The organism is Paenilisteria newyorkensis, assembly GCF_000766145.1.
GTDB lineage: Bacteria > Bacillota > Bacilli > Lactobacillales > Listeriaceae > Listeria_A > Listeria_A newyorkensis.
In genome coordinates this window covers 1-15,910 of sequence record NZ_JNFB01000010.1, presented here as the reverse complement: position 1 = coordinate 15,910, position 15,910 = coordinate 1, and the positions used below count along the sequence as shown (strand labels likewise).

Sequence of the window (15,910 nt, the reverse complement as noted above, 5' to 3'; positions counted from 1 at the left end):
CTTGCTACTTAATAGTAACACATAAAAATGATACGATGCTAATTTATGTGAAATTTTTACAAACAAAAAAGCGACCCTCCTATTTTCAGGCCACTTTCTTTGTTCACTTATACATAACGATTTGTTCTGCTTTCAAAGACGCCTTCACGTCAATAATCCGCTGATTACTCGAGCCTCGAAATGCGAGTTTTACATCGAATAAATCCTGTTCAAAACGCCCATCGACAAGGACATCTACATAAGAAAGCAGCTCCAATTTATCCGGCGTTTCCTGCATCAATTCTTCCCACGTGTAACCCGTCCACGACCAAATATCCTTCGCATCGCCAAACAACGTCCGAATCCGCTTCACGAGCGGCAAACACACACCCGTATTCAAAAACGGCTCCCCGCCAAGCAGCGTCAAACCCTGCACGCTTTCATGCCATAAATCCGCGATAATCCGGTCCTCGAGCTCCTCCGAGTACGGCGTGCCATAGCGAAATGACTGCGCCGCCTTGTTGTAGCAACCTTCACAATGGAATGGACAACCAGATACATACAAGCTACAACGCACGCCCTCGCCATCGACAAAATTAAACGGCTTATAATCAGCGACATAGTTTGCGGACATGTCCTCAGCGCGCCATTCTTGCGGTTTCGGATTATTCATCGGAAGACTCCAGATGCTTCACCCGTTGCGTAATCTCCTCGTGTCTGCCATGCACCATTGGCCGTTTCATCGGATTCCCAAGATATCCACACGTCCGCTTCACCACATCCGCCGTTTCTGGGTTCGTATTTCCGCATGCTGGGCACTTAAACCCTTCCGCGGTCGGCGCAAATTCGCCCTCAAAATCGCACTCATAGCAACGATCAATCGGTGTATTCGTTCCCAAATAAGCGACACGATCATATGCATAATCCCAAACGGCTTCCAAAGCTTTCAGGTTATGCGTCAACTTCGGATATTCACAATAATGAATAAAGCCACCAGAGCAATATTCGGGATATTCCATCTCAAAATCGAGCTTTTCAAACGGCGTCACTTTTTTGCGGACATCATAATGAAACGAGTTTTGATAGTATTCTTTGTCTGTGATGTCTTTAATATCGCCGTATTTAGCGCGGTCCAAGCGATTAAAGCGATCCGTCAAACTCTCGCTCGGCGTCGAATATACGCTGAACCAATAGCCATATTCCGCCTTCCAAGCATCCGCGTATTCCTTCAACTCTCGCAAAATCTCAATCGTGAACGCCTTCGCTTCAGGATTCGTCTCCCATTCACCGCCATAAAACATTGTCGCCGCCTCATACAAGCCAATGTAACCAATCGAAATTGTCGACCGCTCCTTGTTGAACAGCTGATCCACATCCTGCCCATCATCGAGCCGCTTTCCAAACGCCCCATGCTTATACAAAATCGGCGCGTTCTCCGGTTTTGCCTCCCGAACCCGTTCCAATCTGAAAAGTAGCGCGTCCTTCATCGTTTGCATCCTTTCCGTGAAAATTTCCCAAAATCGTTCCTTATCACCGCCACTTTGAATCGCAATTCTCGGCACATTCAGCGTCACAACACCCAAATTATTCCGCCCAGCATTCACAAATTCACCATCCGCATCTTGCCACGCCGGTAAAAACGAACGACAACCCATCGGCACCTTGAAATCACCCGCCAAGCGCACCAACGAATCATAATTCAGCACATCCGGATACATCCGTTTCGCCGAACATTCCAGCGCCAACTGCTTAATATCGTAGTTCGGGTCCTCTGCGTCCAAATTCGTCCCCCGTTTCACCGAGAAAACCAATTTTGGAAAAATCGCCGTCTGCTTATCCTTGCCAATCCCACCAAGCCGAACCCTCAAAATCGCCATCTGAATCTCGCGCGCAAACCAGTCCTCGCCAAGCCCAAAGCCCAGCGTCACGAACGGCGTCTGGCCATTACTCGTGTACAGCGTATTAATCTCATACTCCAAACTCTGCATCGCGTCATAAATATCCTTTCGCGTCCGTTCCCGCGCAAATTCCTCCCGGCGCTCCGCCAAAACCCATTTTTCCGCCTCGCTCTCGTGTTTCTCATAATTCCGTTTCGCATACGCCGCTAAAACTTCATCAATCCGATCCACCGAACAACCACCATACTGCGAACTCGCCACATTCGCGATAATTTGCGCTATTTGAGCCGTCGCCGTCTGAATCGATTTCGGGCTTTCCACGTTCGCATTCCCAATCGTGAAACCGTTCGCCAGCATCCCCGCAATATCGATCAAACAACAATTCGTCATCGCGTGATACGGACTATAATCCAGATCGTGAAAATGAATATCCCCCTTCAAATGAGCGTTCGCCACATGTTTTGGCAGCATATATTTCAACGCATAACTTTTCGCCACCGCGCCCGCCGTCAAGTCCCGCTGCGTATTAAAAACCGTCGCGTCCTTATTAGCGTTCTCGTTCACCACCGTTTTATCCCGATCCAGCAACTTCTGCACACTCGTCGTTAAGTCCGTCATGTTCGCCCGCTGCGAATCCCGGTCATGCCGATACTCAATATAAGCCCGCGCCACATCTGGATATGTAGATTTCATCAGCTGATTCTCGACCACATGCTGAATCTCATCAATCGTCACCGCCATATCATTTGGTAAGTTTTTCACAATGTCAACTAAAACTGCTTCCAAATACGCCGCATCATCCACGCCACAACTCACCATTGAAGCCTGCACCGCATTCCGAATCTTAATCAGGTCAAACCCGACCTTCCGACCATCCCTTTTAATAACTAATTGTTCCGTTTCCTTCTCCACGTACATTATCTCCGCTTCCCTTCGAACACTATATATTGTATCTGCATTTCTATTATGGCACAATATAAGCTTTATTTCTAACGGAAACCGAAGCAAATCAGAAAATAGGCTATTCGAACGAACTTTCAAAAAAAGCTTGCCAAGGGAGAATGTGATTAAATTAACAATTGTGTTCCGCCAGATAATAATGACTACATAGTGAAGAGGCTAATGGCTTATTTCCGTGAAAAAAAGGAGCGCTCAAAAAAACACGCTACCTTCTAAAATGATTAATCAATTTGGTATAGTCAGCTGTCTCTGTCCCGGCCCTCCGCTGTCTACTGGGCCTACAGATACTTTTGCAAATTTCTCCACACCATCTACTTTATAGCTTAAACTAATACTTGTTGCTTTTTCTATACTTGAATCGACCACCAATTTTTTCTTATAAGTGCTATCTTCCTTTAAATCTAACTGAAAGCCAGTGCCTATTTGCCTCATTCTTACTTCTTGTAAACCATCTTTTCCACGCAATGTAAATGTTGGATCTAATGATTTCCCATTAATGTCAAGCGCTTCATTCATACTAAACCCTAATTTATCAAACTTGGACAACCCCATTATCGCATTCCCTTTTGGCGTATCTACTACTTTTGAAATATCAGATGAAAATATGACATTCCTTGAACTTCCTTGGCTTAATTTGACTTCTTTATTAAGCGAATAAATAGTCGATAACGTGCAATTATTCAACTCAAAACCGCCTCCGCCTGATTCGTCACGATAAGGCAAATACGTGATAGAACCAATCGCAACTCCTGTTTTACAAATTGTCTTCAGTGCTAAATTGGAGATTTGTTCGTTCGTTTGTCCTGATATCGTTGTCCCAGTTGCATTTCGTAAATCAGCCTCTACAATGATTGCATTTTCCGCAAATGCTGCGGAACAACCCGACATAGTGACGCCTCTACAATCCTTATAATGGAAAGCGTTTCCTGCTTCTGGCTGTGGGTCACTCGCATTTTCTTTTATAGCCGAAAATGCTTTACAACCGATCAGATTGATTTCTTGGTAACGATTGATGTAATATAACGCTCTATCTGCCTCTTGTCCCCACCGAAGAGCTACACAGTTTTCCATCAAAAGTGTTTGCCCTAAAACTTTGATATTACTACTTGTCTGAGTAAAATTAAAGGCACTATGATTCTTATTGACACCTCTTATTTCAACATTTCTAAAGCTCAACTGATCGTAGCCTCTTATTACGGTGATACCATGAACAGTAGCATTCTGGCAACTTATCGTTAAACCATTTTCGATACCTACTGATTTAGCGCTATCAAAATCATGCCCTGGCTCAAATCTAATTACTTCACTACCTGTAAATTCCGTCTCCACACTAAGCATTGATCTGTATGGGCTTGCAGAACGAATATATATTCCAGGATAATCAATTGTTATCGTTTCGTTAATTTTATATGTGCCTAGAGGTATAAAAAGAATGCCTCCTTTTAAATGAATAAGTTGGTCTAAAGCCTCACGAATAGCCTCCGAATTTTCTGCCCCGCTATTTGTTGTTGCTGCACCGTAATCTGCTATATTTATAATACTCGATATACTCATTTCATCATCCCTTCCATTTTTAATTTATTTTAAAATGTAAACGCCTCCTCGCATCTACACAGTAAATATATCATAAATAAACCTATATTTGGTGACTATTCTGTGAATTTCAATAAAAATAAACCTTGTTTAAATCCATTATGGTGGATTTAAACAAGGTTTATTTTCTTAATCTGAATAATTATATTTTCGCCTTAAAGCAAACGCATCTAATTTACGATTTTCTATCTCATGTCGATAATATAAAACTACTGAGCCTTTTTTTATCTTATTAATTTTACCTCTAGAAACTAGTGAAAAAAAACATTGCCTAGATACACCTAAATATTCAATGGCTTCCTTTGTTGAGAGAAAGTACTCGTCTAATATCTCTAATAAATTTTTATTTTCCATATGAACCTAGCCTTTCCTTATTATTAAATACCTTTATATATGCTTTCCCATTTTTTGTTATAGGAGCCTATAGAGAATTTAGTTTGAATCATTGTGTATGCTTTTTGGCTTTGTTCTTTTCTTGCTACATCATTATCTAATAAATAAGCTAGTTCTCTACTCAATTCTTCCACATCACCAGGGCTTACTAATCCACTGTTTGCTCTATGTTGAATCACTTGCGGAATACCTCCAACTGGCGTACTAATATTGGGGATTCCGTTTGCCATTGTTTCTAGTATAGCCATTGGAAGACCTTCGTGATAAGATGGTAAAACATGGATTATCGCATCATCCATTACTGCTTTTTTCTGTTCGGCTTCAATCCATCCACCTATCTTAACGTTGCTCAGAGCTTTCGTTTCAATTATTTGTGTTACTTGTTCCAAATCTCCGTCACCATAGAGAACAAACTCATAGGTTGCATATTTTTCACCTAAAAGCTCTACTGCTTTCAATAAGTCGTACGTGCCTTTACGCTCACCAAGTCGGCCAAACATAACAACTGTTTTTCCATCATTAGTATATGGATTAGACGTGGGAACCTCTACCGCATTCTCAACAATTGTTATTTTCACTTTGCATATTTGCTTATAAAACTTAGCCCATTCCTCGCTAAGCACAATAAGCTCATCCACATGATTTAATTGCTTTTTTATCCATTGCTGTTGTTTCGGTGTTCTGTCGTCATAGAATAGATCGAATTGGGAGCCATGCATGTGCAAAATTACCTTGCGACGAAACATTTTTGCGGTTCTCATGAATAGAACTTTTCGATAGAAGCTTCCTTTCTGAGCAATATGGATGTGCGCAATATCGATTTTTTTTGCTAGGAGAAGCATACAGAACTGAAATAGTGCCTTCATTAGAACTAACATGCGAAATATTGAGTTGCCCTCTCTCCAGCTAGCAATGTAATGTATTTTCACTGTATCTTTTGAAAAAGTTTTTTCAAAATTAGCGATTACTGTAGCAATCCCACCCTTTGATGTCGTTCCTGGACCAATCATAGCAACTTTTTTCATAGTACCGCTTCCTCTCCTCTGTTTTCTTGATATTCATTTTTTAATGCCACCATATAGATAACTGCTAATACGATAGTTACCATGGTGCCTGATACCATCACTGTATCCATAGGACTCGTGATGAAGGCATAAATAAGCGGGAGCATAATCAAAAACTTTGTCTGATAATCATTTATTTGTACTTCCTTATATAACAGCCATACTATATACCCAAAAAGGAAAATGATGAACGCAGCTCCCATAAATCCTAGCTCACCGAATACCATCGCCCAGAATGAATCTGCTATAAAGCTAGGATATTCTTGTGATAAACCCCATACTTTAGAGATATTATAGGTTTCGTATAGCGGGGAATAGTTTAGTCGCGAGGCATGTGAGCCAAACATGCCTAGCCCTGCACCTAATGGAGCGTGTTCACTGGCAATTTGAAGCCCTGTGTTTAGCAAAACGCCTCTTGCTTCGTCTTCTGAACCGAAGAACTGAGAGACAACTCGATCTCGACCGAACCAAGCCAAGACACCCGCTACTAGGAAATAGATATATATTGGGATACGACGAATGTGTGGGAGTATTAGCAACAGTAACATCATGCATAAATAGAAACCTATCGATGTTGTTCTTCCTGCCAAAATTACTAGTGCAAAGTTAGCAAAAATGAGAAGATATGGGACTTTATCTTTTTCTGACCAACTGATAAAACTATGAATAATGGTTATAATAATGACGGCTGCAGCAAACTGAGCTGGATGGCCGAAACCAAAAGATACTGTTTCAAATCCAAATCGAATGTCGAATGTACTTAGGAAGTGTAACTTTAGATTGGCTATGCCTAAGATTAAACAGATAGTTGTAAACGTAACTGAAATTATTTTGAAATATTGCGTCGTTTTTTGCAATTTCAGATTCCTAAATAAATATAATCCGCTCCAGAATGTAATCGCGTATTTGATTAAGGAAAACATAGAGTATATTTGTAAAGAAAGCGTATTACTTGGTTGGTGGAACATGTTTGGTAGAAAACTATAGATGATGAATATTATAGTTAGAACGAATAATCCGATATCTCTCGGACGGAGCGTGTACTGCCCTTTACGTTCCATGTACACCAATTTCATGATGGCGCAGAGAGCAAATACCACAGTTACAACTTTATCAATATATCCGAATTGAGGTAATATTTCTTTTAATGGACCTGCGAATAAAGCCATTAAGAGAGTTATAAAAAATGCTGTGATATTTGCCACGCTCCTTTAATAGATTATTTTATACTAGGCTAATTGACGTTTCACTATACTTTTGACGCGGCGGATAATGGCTTGGCACTCGGCTTTCTTGTAGAAAATCGCGAAGTAAGTGATGTTTAACAGAATGAACAGTGTTCCTGCGCCGAGAATGAGTGTGAGCCATGTGCCTTGGTAGATCCAGTTCATAACAGGAATCGAGGCGGCAAATGCGATAGCGGTGATAACTGCGTAACCGAGATACATTTTGAAGTAGCTGCCGACTTTCTTTTTGAAGCCGAAACGGTAAACGAGGTATGGGTCAATGATCGTTGTCGTTACGAGTCTTGAAATGATGGTTGCAACGATGACGCCGGTTAGGCCGAAATGGATGGCGAAGATGATGGACAGGATGATGTTTAGGACGGCCATCGCGATTGGAACGTAACGACCTTGGCGGAAAAGTCCCATCGTGGTTCGGTACGTGTAACCTGGAAATTGCATGCCGTTGACGTAGAAGCTTCCGACGATGGCTAGCACCGTACCAGTTCCTAGTATGAAGCTTTCACCGATCCATAATGTGATGAATGGGTTGATAACGTTGAATAGGATGATGGAAAGCAAGAAGTAGATCCACGCGACAATGAAAAATAGTTGCTTGAAAACTTGTTCTTTCTTCGCGTCATCGTTTGCGTTATTGAGATGTCCGATACTGCCTGTAATCGAGTTCAGTGCGCGAGATAGGACGGTTACGACTGCGGCGATGATGAGTAGGTAGTTGGAGTAGATACCGACGACGCTAAGTCCGAGAAAAGCGGCGATGATGATGCTGTCCGTTCCATTCATGATGATGGAGCCGAATTTATACATCGCGAGTGCTTTAACGTTTTGAAAAATGGTTTTGACTTCTGCTTTTTCGAGTTTTTCTGTCGTTTTTCCTTTGAGGTAGGCGTATTTCTTGTTGGCGTAGATGGCTAGGAAAACGTTGAGGCCAAATGTGCCGACGACTTGGATGACGATGAAGCCGATGTAGTCGCGTGTGATATATAGGTACGTGAGTTGCACGACTGACTGGATGAGGAAGAAAATTTGTTGGCTCACGTTGATGACATATTCTTTTTGATCCGCGGAGAAAATTGCTTTTTTGTAGGAAAACAGGTAGGAAATCGCGGTGTTTAGTAGGAATAGGAAGTAGATAATGTAGATGTTTTCTGGGATGTTCGGCGGATTTTTAATGAATAGGTTTAGAAAGGGCATGATCAGTAATCCGACGATGAAAACGGTGAGCCCGATGATGCGATAAGCTTTGGCGTAAAGTGCCATGATGGCTTTGATTCGGGCTTTATTTTTGTCTACCATACTTTTATAAAGACTAAAAATGATGGCGTTTCCGATGCCAAGTTCTGCGAAGGAGAGGACCATCAGGATGTTGGTGAACAAGGCGTCGAGTCCAAGGTATTCTTTGCCTAAGAAGTAGATGAATACGGTTCGGTTGATGAAACTTAAAATTAAGAAAATGACTTGTGTCCCGCTGCCAATCAGGAGGTTTTTAGCAACGAATGCTGTTTTTGTTTTTGCCAATCGGGTCACACTTCCTTTCTTTTATTTGTTACCTTAAGTTTATCAGGAAAACCCTCCAAAACAGGGATTTTCCAGATGTTTGATAGGTTTTGTCAAATGTTCGGAAACTTAGACAACGAGTCTGGGCTCTTGTTGGATTGTTTCGACGAGTTTTGTGGAGGATACGCCTGCTGTGTAGTCAAAGTACACGATATCAACGTTGCGACGCTTGAATTCTGCTTCTAGTTTGTTGAATGTTGGGCTGCCTTTCCAATCGCTACCGTGGAACATCACGTCGATATTATGGTTGTCGATCATGTTCAGCTTGCTTTCATGGCTCGTTTGGGGAACAACTAGATCAACGTACTGCAAGGCTTCAACAATCGCTTTACGATCAGCGAATGGGATGACTGGCGTTTTGTGTTTGTATGCTTGAACAAACTCGTCTGTACTCACACCAACGATTAGGATGTCGCATTGTGCTTTGGCGTTTTTCAGGATGTTTAAATGTCCGACATGGAATAGATCAAATACGCCTGTAGTAAGGCCTACGCTATATTTTTTCATAAATTAATCTCCTCTTTCAATTGGATTCGTTTCGGTTTGTGGGTGATGCGTTTTTCGACAGGTGGCAGATCCATGTAGTTTTTTCCGTAGATGCGTTCTAACAGTTGTGTGGTGTTGCCTGGAATTTGGAATGTGTATCCTTCGAACTCGGTTGTCGCGGTCGGGTCGTACATTGTTTTTGGCATCGTTTGTTTTTTGTAACCGTATTGGCTGCCGTAGTTGACGTAGTATGATGAATTATCGTCGGTGTTGCTTTGCATGAAACTTGTCAGTATTCGGAAAATGGCGCTTGTCGGGACTGGTTTTAAAATGGCTAATACGACCTTTTTCCATGGTACAACGGTGTGTAACGTTGTTTTTTCATTCACTTTCAAAAATAGCAAGCTTTTGAGCTCTTTTAAAATCCGTCCTTTTGTGTGAAAAAAGAAACCAGAATTCTTTTTGGCGTTGTCGAGTGGAAAAATATCGATGAAAATGCCTTTATGCTTGATGTTTGGCGATGCACTTTCTTCCTCGAATACCGTACCGTTTTTCTTAATTTTGATGATTGGGAGATAATATTCTGAATCGGTCGTTCCGTAGTGTAAAAACAAGGATTCGGGTAGTTCGGTTTTCGCGATTTTCTGGAACGTTTCGAAGTCCTTGCGTGGCATCGCGATGTCGATATCGTCGTCCCATGGGATAAAGCCGTCATGTCTGATTGCGCCGAGCAGCGTGCCGCCGATAAGGTAGTAAGTCAGGTTGTGCTTCTCGCAAAGCATCGCCACATCCAATAAAATGCTCAATTCGATTTTTTTCAGTTGTTCGAACATTTCTGTTGTTAAATGGTCTCCATTATTTACCTTAGTTGGCATAATAGTATCCTTCCATTTTCATTTTTTGGTTGTTGAAAATACTGCCAATCACGTGAGCGCTTCCGCTTCGTAGTTTTTCTAATGCTTTTTTGCTGTTTTCTCTTGAAGAATGGTCGCTACGAACGAGTAGAATCGAGCCATCAACGAAGGAACAGAGAAGTTGCGCATCCACAACGAGTTGAATTGGCGGTGTGTCAAAGATGATTTGGTCAAATAGTTCGTAAAGCTCGGCGTATACTTGCTTCATTTTCTCAGAACCTAGTAGCTCCGATGGGTTTGGGGGAACAATGCCTGCTGGTAACACGTATAAGTCCTCTACATCTGTCTCGCAAATCGCTTCGCTGACCGTAATTTTATTCGTCAAAATCCCTGTTAAACCGTGTGATGCGGCTCCTGGGAAGATTTTTTTCACGGTTGGTTTACGTAAATCGGCATCGATGAGTAGTGTTTTCTTGCCTTGTTGGGCGAATACGACGGCTAAGTTAGCACAGATGATGGATTTTCCTGAATCGGGCTCAGAGGATGTGATTAAGATGGATTTCATGACTTTATCAACGCTTGAGAACTCAATGTTTGTACGGATAGATCGGAATAACTCAGAGTGTGGTGACTTCGGGCTTAATTTGGCTACTAATTTTTGCGGCTCTGTGCTTTTCTGGCGTCTGTGGCGAGTTTCTGCTTTTGATTTCTTTTTTGATTTTTTCATTTATTTCCACCCTTCCTCGTGATTTTCTGGAATCTTAGCGATATTTCCAAGTAACGGAATGCCTAGTTCTTCGATGACATCTGTTTCGTCTTTGAATTTCGTGTTGAAGATAACGCGGATAACCATGATGACAAAACCGATCATAAGTCCGCCGACTGCGCCACCACCGATAAGTAGGATTGGGCTCGGGCTAACTGGTTTTGGATTTTCTGCAACGGTTGCTTTGGCTAGGATATCGATGTTGTTGACGTTCATCACGTCTGGTGTAATTTTTGCGAAGGATTCGGCGACTGCGTTGGCAATCAGTGCTGCTTGGGCTTGATCTTCGTCTTGTACGCTGACGTTGATGACTTGGGAATTGTGCTGACTACCGACTGTGATTTTCCCCATGAGCTTGCCTGCTGTGTAGTCTCCACCTAGTTTGTTTGCCACATCATCGAGGATTCGAGGGCTTGTGAGTAGGGCTGTGTAGGTATTAACGAGCTGGATGTTGGCTTGTACTTCGGATGTTTGGATGTTATTGACACCTGCATCTTGCACGGTTTGTGTAACTAGAATTTGCGTTTTCGCCTCGTACATTGGGGTGATGAGAAATGTGAGGGCGACACCTGCGACGAGGATTCCGACAACGGCTGTACTTATTAAAAGCAACAAGTGTCGCTTAATGATCTGAAAAATAGCTTTGATACTAATAGTTTCTTTCATTTTGTCTCCTTCCTTGATAACGAGTGGCTTTCCATGACTTTACTTTTTCATTTTTGATATGGTTTAAGAATTGTAAGTTGCCTAGGAAGTAACGGCGGAACATGCGACGTGGTTCTTGAATAAAGCGGTAAAACCATTCTAATCCAGCTTTTTGCATCCACTGTGGGGCGCGGGTCGTTTTGCCTGCGATAACGTCGAAGCTACCGCCTACGCCCATCACGAATGGTACGTCGAGTCTTTGTAGATGCTCGCTTGCCCAGTATTCTTTTTGTGGGCTGGAAAAGGCTAGGAATAGTACGTCTGCTTTACTTTCACGGATTGTGTCGGCGATGTCTGCTGATTCTTCGGGTTGGAAATAGCCATTTCGGAATCCTGCGAAGGACATATTTGGATATTTTTGTTTGTAGTGTGATTCGATTTTTTCGATAACTTCTTGGGTCGCTCCGAGAAAATACGGGCGGTATCCTTTTTCATTACTAATTTCGAGTAATTTTTCAAATAGGTCAATACCGGTCACACGTTCTGGAATCTCTTGTCCAAGTAGCTTTCCTGCTAAAACAATCGAGGAGCCGTCCGCGTTGATGAGAGGAGATGCGTTGACAATATCTCTTAGTTTGGCGTCTTCGTACATTAAATTAATTTTGTTTGCGTTAATGACAACGTGCTGTGTGGGGATTCTTGTTTTGATTATTGTTTCTATTCGTATTAAAGTTTCTGATAAGGTTAAGCAATCTAAGTTACTGCCAAGCAACTGGGTTCTCATTTGCGTTCATCCTTTCTTGTTCTTTCTTGTACTACAAGTGTAACAGGAAATGTGTTGACATTTGGTATATTCCAGATAATTGATACTTTTTGTCAATAGTTCGGACGGATGGGTTACATTCCGCTTCCTTTACCGGTAAATTCCTTGAAGGTTAGGAGTAAAATCTTGATATTGAGGCGGATGGATCTTTTTTGGATGTATTTCAAGTCTAATTCCACCATTTCGTGAAAGCTTACGTTATTCCGACCGCTAACTTGCCATAACCCTGTGCATCCTGGCGTGACAAGCATACGTTTCTTTTCATGGTTCGTGTAGTTTTCATATTCTGTCGTTAGCGGTGGGCGTGGTCCGACGAAGGACATGTCGCCTTTTAAGATGTTCATAAACTGTGGAAATTCATCGAGGCTCGTTTTGCGAATCCATTTACCGACTTTCGTGATTCTTGGGTCATCTTTCATTTTGAACATGTGACCTTCCATTTCGTTCTGCGCTTGGAGTTTTGCAAGTTGCGCTTCTGCATCGACATACATCGAACGGAATTTATACATATAAAAAGTTTTTCCGTCCTTACCTACACGTTTCTGTTTAAAAAATACGGGGGCTTTCCAATTTTCGAGTTTGATACTTGCAGAAATAATCAGGAGCACTGGCGCTGAAATGATGAGCGCTAAGATTGCGGCGATGAAGTCCAATAGGCGCCACACCTTGTCGTGTATTGGTTTTTCATGTGATGTACGAGGTTTTTCTGAAAATTGAGGTAGGGTCTGTGCTATTTTAAAATCTACTTTCTCCACCTTCGTTCACGTCCTTCGTTTTAGATTGATATTGCTTGTTTTTTTGTGTGCAAATTGCCGTAATTCAAGTAAGTGACATCATCACTGACCGTCTGAACCATGTTTTTCGTATCGAATAGAATTGGCGTGCGCATTTGGTCTGTATAACTCGCTGGAATCTCACGGAACTCGCTGTGATCGCTTAGAACAAGAAGCAATGAACTATCTTCACAAGCTTCTTCACCTGTTAAAATTTCAGATGCAACGTGAGGATCAAAAGCTTTCACGTCAAATCCTGATTTGATTAACATATCTTTGATTTCCATAGCTGGACTTTCGCGTGTGTCGTCGATGTTTCCTTTATAAGTGAGGCCAAAAATCGTTACGCGGTTGCCGTCTTGTTCTGCCATCAATGACTTCACTTGTGATACGACATGAGCTGGCATGCTGTTGTTTACTGCACGCGCTGTTTGCATGAGCGGTGATTGTTCTGGTGCTGCGGCGATAACGAAATATGGATCTACCGCTAAACAGTGTCCGCCAACACCTGGTCCTGGCTGATGTAAGTTTACGCGTGGATGCTTATTTGCCATTTCAATCACGCGCAAAGCATCAATTTCGAGGTGATTACTGATTTTTGCAAGTTCGTTTGCGAGTGCGATATTGACGTCGCGGTACGTGTTTTCCATTAGTTTACTTAGTTCTGCTTCGCCAGCCTCAGCCTTGATAATTTCGCCTTCTACAAAAGCACCATATACTGCCGCGGCTTTCTCGGTACATTTTGCTGTGATGCCTCCGATGATTCGCGGATTGTGAACGAGTTCGTGCATGATGTTTCCCGGCAAAACGCGTTCGGGACAGTGTGCTAGATAAATATCTTCGCCGACTGTAAAGCCTGCGTTTTCAATCATTGGTTGAACAACATCTGCCATGGTTCGCGGGGCAATCGTAGACTCGACGATGATGGTATCGTTTTTCTTCAAGTGGGGCATGATGCTTGCCAGCGCTGACTCAATGTAGGCTGTATCACATGATTTATATAGATCATCTTTGTTTGGGGTCGGAACAGCGATAATGTACGCATCTGCGCTGACTGGTACTGTGCTCGCGTGAAAATTACCAAGAGCAAGTGCTTGTTTCAAATCTTCTTCCAAACCTGGTTCTTCTATATGAAGATGACCCATGTTCAGGTTTTCTGTCATGATTGGAGATAAATCCACACCTGTCACTGTGTTGCCGTACTTTGCAAAAAGAATCGCTGTTGGTAATCCGATGTATCCAAGACCTACTACTGTAATTTTCATTGATAAAATTCCGCCTTTCGTATTTTTGCTCTTCCGTGACTTTTACCGTTCATTATTTAGAGGGAATTGTGATTGCCCATTCAATTTTGTCTATTGCCATTTCTGTAAATGGTTCATATAATACGGTGAATTCTTTTTGGCCGGCGGGGATTTCATAATAACCCGAGCCTTTTAGTGTTTTACCTGATTGGATAACATCTCCAAAGTTATTGGCATTTAGTCCGTAAACTTGATGTTTTTTCCCATCTTTCGTCTTGATTACGAAATCGCCTGCACCAGCTCCTGATTCTTCTTTGCCAGTGTTTTTAATGGAGAAATCGATTTTTGCCATTTCTTTTTTATTGTCGTTGCTGTCTTTCATTTCTATATTAGTAAGCGTGATTTCTAGATCGTTTGCCGTTCTTGTTTTACCAACGTCATCACTTGTTGTTGCCGTTGTTTTGCTAGTTTCATCGCTCGTTGGTGTTGCGGTTCCTCCGCATCCAGCTAAAATCATGACTAGTGTCAAAGTAAGGGCGAATAGGGGTAAAAGGATTTTTTTCTTTTTCATTTAATGGTTCTTCCTTTCTTGTTTTGGAATTAATTGTTCTTTATCTACTACTAGTTTATCATCGACTAGCCTCAAATCAGCTGTTTTATAAATAAATGATTTTTTTTATCAATTATGTGAAAAGCGCTGTGATTTCCCTCTATTTCTAATCTTATCAGCTATTCTTAGATCTGTTTTCCACCCGATTGGAATTCGAACTGCTGTTTGTTACTATTTTTCGAACTTTTGCATAAAAAAAGCGAGAAACGTTGTATATCGCTACACTGTTTCTCGCTTGAAATTGGGTTTATTTTTGAATGGTTACTGTTTTTGTATCAAGTAATTTACCAGATTTATCGAAGACTTGCATGGTTACTGGATGTTCTGTTGATTTGGTTTTGTCGATGGCGTAGAATTTGAACGTGCCGACGATGTTTTTATAACCTATTAAAGGTATACTCTAATATGGCACTACAGCTAAAGCTATTTGCTCAGTCATACTCATGGGCAAGTCAAAAACCAACCCCATTAGCAGCGGTTGGTTTTTGATGTTTTATTTTGCTACACTTTGTGCCACGATAGTTTGTGTGTCGAGTACTTTTCCAGCTTTATCGAAGGCTTGGATGGCGATGACATCGTCTGCTGCTTTGATTTTGTCTAGTGCGTAGAATTTGAATGTGCCATCTGCGTTGAATGTGCCACCTTTGTAAGCTGTACCATTAACAGTGACTGTCACGGATTTCACGTCGCCTGTGTACGTGCCTGTGATGTTTTTGTCACCGATTGTGTACGTATCCAGTGTGATGTCGCCAGCTGTGACAACGACTGGTGCTTTGATTTTAACTGTTTTTGTATCGAGTAATTTCCCAGCGCTATCGAAGGCTTGGATGCTTACTTTGTCTGTCGCGGCTTTGATTTTGTCTTGGCTGTAGAATTTGAACTCGCCATTGGCTACTGTTCCGCCTTTGTAGACGGTACCGTTGATTGTCACAGCGACGGATTTTACGTCATCTGTGTACGTACCTGTGATGTTTTTGTCGCCAGGGATGGTCATCTCGTTTGGTGTGATTTTACCTTCTGT

17 protein-coding genes are annotated in these 15,910 nt (G+C 41.9%); all 17 read right to left on the bottom strand.

Going from position 1 to position 15,910, the window contains the following annotated elements; all coding sequences use genetic code 11:
- Nucleotides 1-103: 103 nt before the first annotated feature.
- Nucleotides 104-652 (bottom strand): anaerobic ribonucleoside-triphosphate reductase activating protein, encoded by a 549-nt coding sequence (nrdG, locus tag EP58_RS03875; protein ID WP_036090329.1) that lies wholly within the window; start codon nt 650-652, stop codon nt 104-106.
- Nucleotides 645-2,795: an anaerobic ribonucleoside-triphosphate reductase gene (gene nrdD / locus EP58_RS03870; RefSeq protein WP_036090327.1), complete on the bottom strand. Its 2,151-nt coding sequence runs from the start codon at nt 2,793-2,795 to the stop codon at nt 645-647. Before nrdD ends, nrdG begins: the two co-directional genes overlap by 8 nt.
- Nucleotides 2,796-3,062: 267 nt before the next feature.
- Nucleotides 3,063-4,391: a glycosyl hydrolase family 28-related protein gene (locus EP58_RS03865; protein ID WP_036090324.1), complete on the bottom strand. Its 1,329-nt coding sequence runs from the start codon at nt 4,389-4,391 to the stop codon at nt 3,063-3,065.
- Between the two features lie 168 nt (nt 4,392-4,559).
- A complete protein-coding gene (locus tag EP58_RS17175; RefSeq protein ID WP_077917814.1) occupies nt 4,560-4,784 on the bottom strand; it encodes a helix-turn-helix domain-containing protein in 225 nt (74 codons plus the stop codon).
- Between the two features lie 23 nt (nt 4,785-4,807).
- Nucleotides 4,808-5,848, bottom strand: coding sequence for a glycosyltransferase family 4 protein (locus EP58_RS03860; RefSeq protein WP_036090322.1), 1,041 nt, complete (start codon nt 5,846-5,848; stop codon nt 4,808-4,810).
- A complete protein-coding gene (locus EP58_RS03855; protein ID WP_052164984.1) occupies nt 5,845-7,092 on the bottom strand; it encodes a hypothetical protein in 1,248 nt (415 codons plus the stop codon). Before EP58_RS03855 ends, EP58_RS03860 begins: the two co-directional genes overlap by 4 nt.
- A 24-nt stretch (nt 7,093-7,116) precedes the next feature.
- Nucleotides 7,117-8,649 (bottom strand): lipopolysaccharide biosynthesis protein, encoded by a 1,533-nt coding sequence (locus tag EP58_RS03850; RefSeq protein ID WP_036090320.1) that lies wholly within the window; start codon nt 8,647-8,649, stop codon nt 7,117-7,119.
- 108 nt (nt 8,650-8,757) lie between these two features.
- Nucleotides 8,758-9,195 (bottom strand): FAD synthase family protein, encoded by a 438-nt coding sequence (locus EP58_RS03845; protein WP_036090317.1) that lies wholly within the window; start codon nt 9,193-9,195, stop codon nt 8,758-8,760.
- Nucleotides 9,192-10,049 carry a LicD family protein gene (locus EP58_RS03840; protein WP_036090315.1) on the bottom strand — a complete coding sequence of 286 codons (858 nt, stop codon included), beginning with the start codon at nt 10,047-10,049 and terminating at the stop codon, nt 9,192-9,194. The genes EP58_RS03845 and EP58_RS03840 overlap by 4 nt, the downstream gene beginning before the upstream one ends.
- Nucleotides 10,039-10,755, bottom strand: coding sequence for a CpsD/CapB family tyrosine-protein kinase (locus tag EP58_RS03835; protein ID WP_036090313.1), 717 nt, complete (start codon nt 10,753-10,755; stop codon nt 10,039-10,041). The genes EP58_RS03840 and EP58_RS03835 overlap by 11 nt, the downstream gene beginning before the upstream one ends.
- Nucleotides 10,756-11,460, bottom strand: a complete 705-nt coding sequence (locus tag EP58_RS03830) for a YveK family protein (RefSeq protein ID WP_036090311.1) — start codon at nt 11,458-11,460, stop codon at nt 10,756-10,758.
- Nucleotides 11,444-12,223, bottom strand: coding sequence for a WecB/TagA/CpsF family glycosyltransferase (locus tag EP58_RS03825; protein WP_052164983.1), 780 nt, complete (start codon nt 12,221-12,223; stop codon nt 11,444-11,446). The genes EP58_RS03830 and EP58_RS03825 overlap by 17 nt, the downstream gene beginning before the upstream one ends.
- 113 nt (nt 12,224-12,336) lie before the next feature.
- Nucleotides 12,337-12,939 (bottom strand): sugar transferase, encoded by a 603-nt coding sequence (locus tag EP58_RS03820; protein WP_236637283.1) that lies wholly within the window; start codon nt 12,937-12,939, stop codon nt 12,337-12,339.
- Between the two features lie 98 nt (nt 12,940-13,037).
- Complete coding sequence (locus EP58_RS03815; RefSeq protein ID WP_036090309.1) at nt 13,038-14,300, bottom strand: nucleotide sugar dehydrogenase; 1,263 nt, start codon at nt 14,298-14,300, stop codon at nt 13,038-13,040.
- 52 nt (nt 14,301-14,352) lie between these two features.
- The gene (locus tag EP58_RS03810; protein WP_036090306.1) at nt 14,353-14,850 is read right to left on the bottom strand and encodes a DUF4352 domain-containing protein; all 498 of its coding nucleotides are present in this window, start codon (nt 14,848-14,850) and stop codon (nt 14,353-14,355) included.
- A 286-nt stretch (nt 14,851-15,136) separates the two neighbouring features.
- A complete protein-coding gene (locus EP58_RS17860) occupies nt 15,137-15,262 on the bottom strand; it encodes an immunoglobulin-like domain-containing protein (RefSeq protein ID WP_373862734.1) in 126 nt (41 codons plus the stop codon).
- 120 nt (nt 15,263-15,382) lie between these two features.
- On the bottom strand, nt 15,383-15,910 hold a 528-nt coding region (locus EP58_RS17450; RefSeq protein ID WP_036090304.1), incomplete at its 5' end, for an immunoglobulin-like domain-containing protein.

Coding starts and splice junctions, on each gene's coding strand:
- nrdG (WP_036090329.1), bottom strand. CDS start 652: ATGAATAATCCGAAACCGCAAGAATGGCGCGCTGAGGACATGTCCGCA.
- nrdD (WP_036090327.1), bottom strand. CDS start 2,795: ATGTACGTGGAGAAGGAAACGGAACAATTAGTTATTAAAAGGGATGGT.
- EP58_RS03865 (WP_036090324.1), bottom strand. CDS start 4,391: ATGAGTATATCGAGTATTATAAATATAGCAGATTACGGTGCAGCAACA.
- EP58_RS17175 (WP_077917814.1), bottom strand. CDS start 4,784: ATGGAAAATAAAAATTTATTAGAGATATTAGACGAGTACTTTCTCTCA.
- EP58_RS03860 (WP_036090322.1), bottom strand. CDS start 5,848: ATGAAAAAAGTTGCTATGATTGGTCCAGGAACGACATCAAAGGGTGGG.
- EP58_RS03845 (WP_036090317.1), bottom strand. CDS start 9,195: ATGAAAAAATATAGCGTAGGCCTTACTACAGGCGTATTTGATCTATTC.
- EP58_RS03840 (WP_036090315.1), bottom strand. CDS start 10,049: ATGCCAACTAAGGTAAATAATGGAGACCATTTAACAACAGAAATGTTC.
- EP58_RS03835 (WP_036090313.1), bottom strand. CDS start 10,755: ATGAAAAAATCAAAAAAGAAATCAAAAGCAGAAACTCGCCACAGACGC.
- EP58_RS03830 (WP_036090311.1), bottom strand. CDS start 11,460: ATGAAAGAAACTATTAGTATCAAAGCTATTTTTCAGATCATTAAGCGA.
- EP58_RS03825 (WP_052164983.1), bottom strand. CDS start 12,223: ATGAGAACCCAGTTGCTTGGCAGTAACTTAGATTGCTTAACCTTATCA.
- EP58_RS03815 (WP_036090309.1), bottom strand. CDS start 14,300: ATGAAAATTACAGTAGTAGGTCTTGGATACATCGGATTACCAACAGCG.
- EP58_RS03810 (WP_036090306.1), bottom strand. CDS start 14,850: ATGAAAAAGAAAAAAATCCTTTTACCCCTATTCGCCCTTACTTTGACA.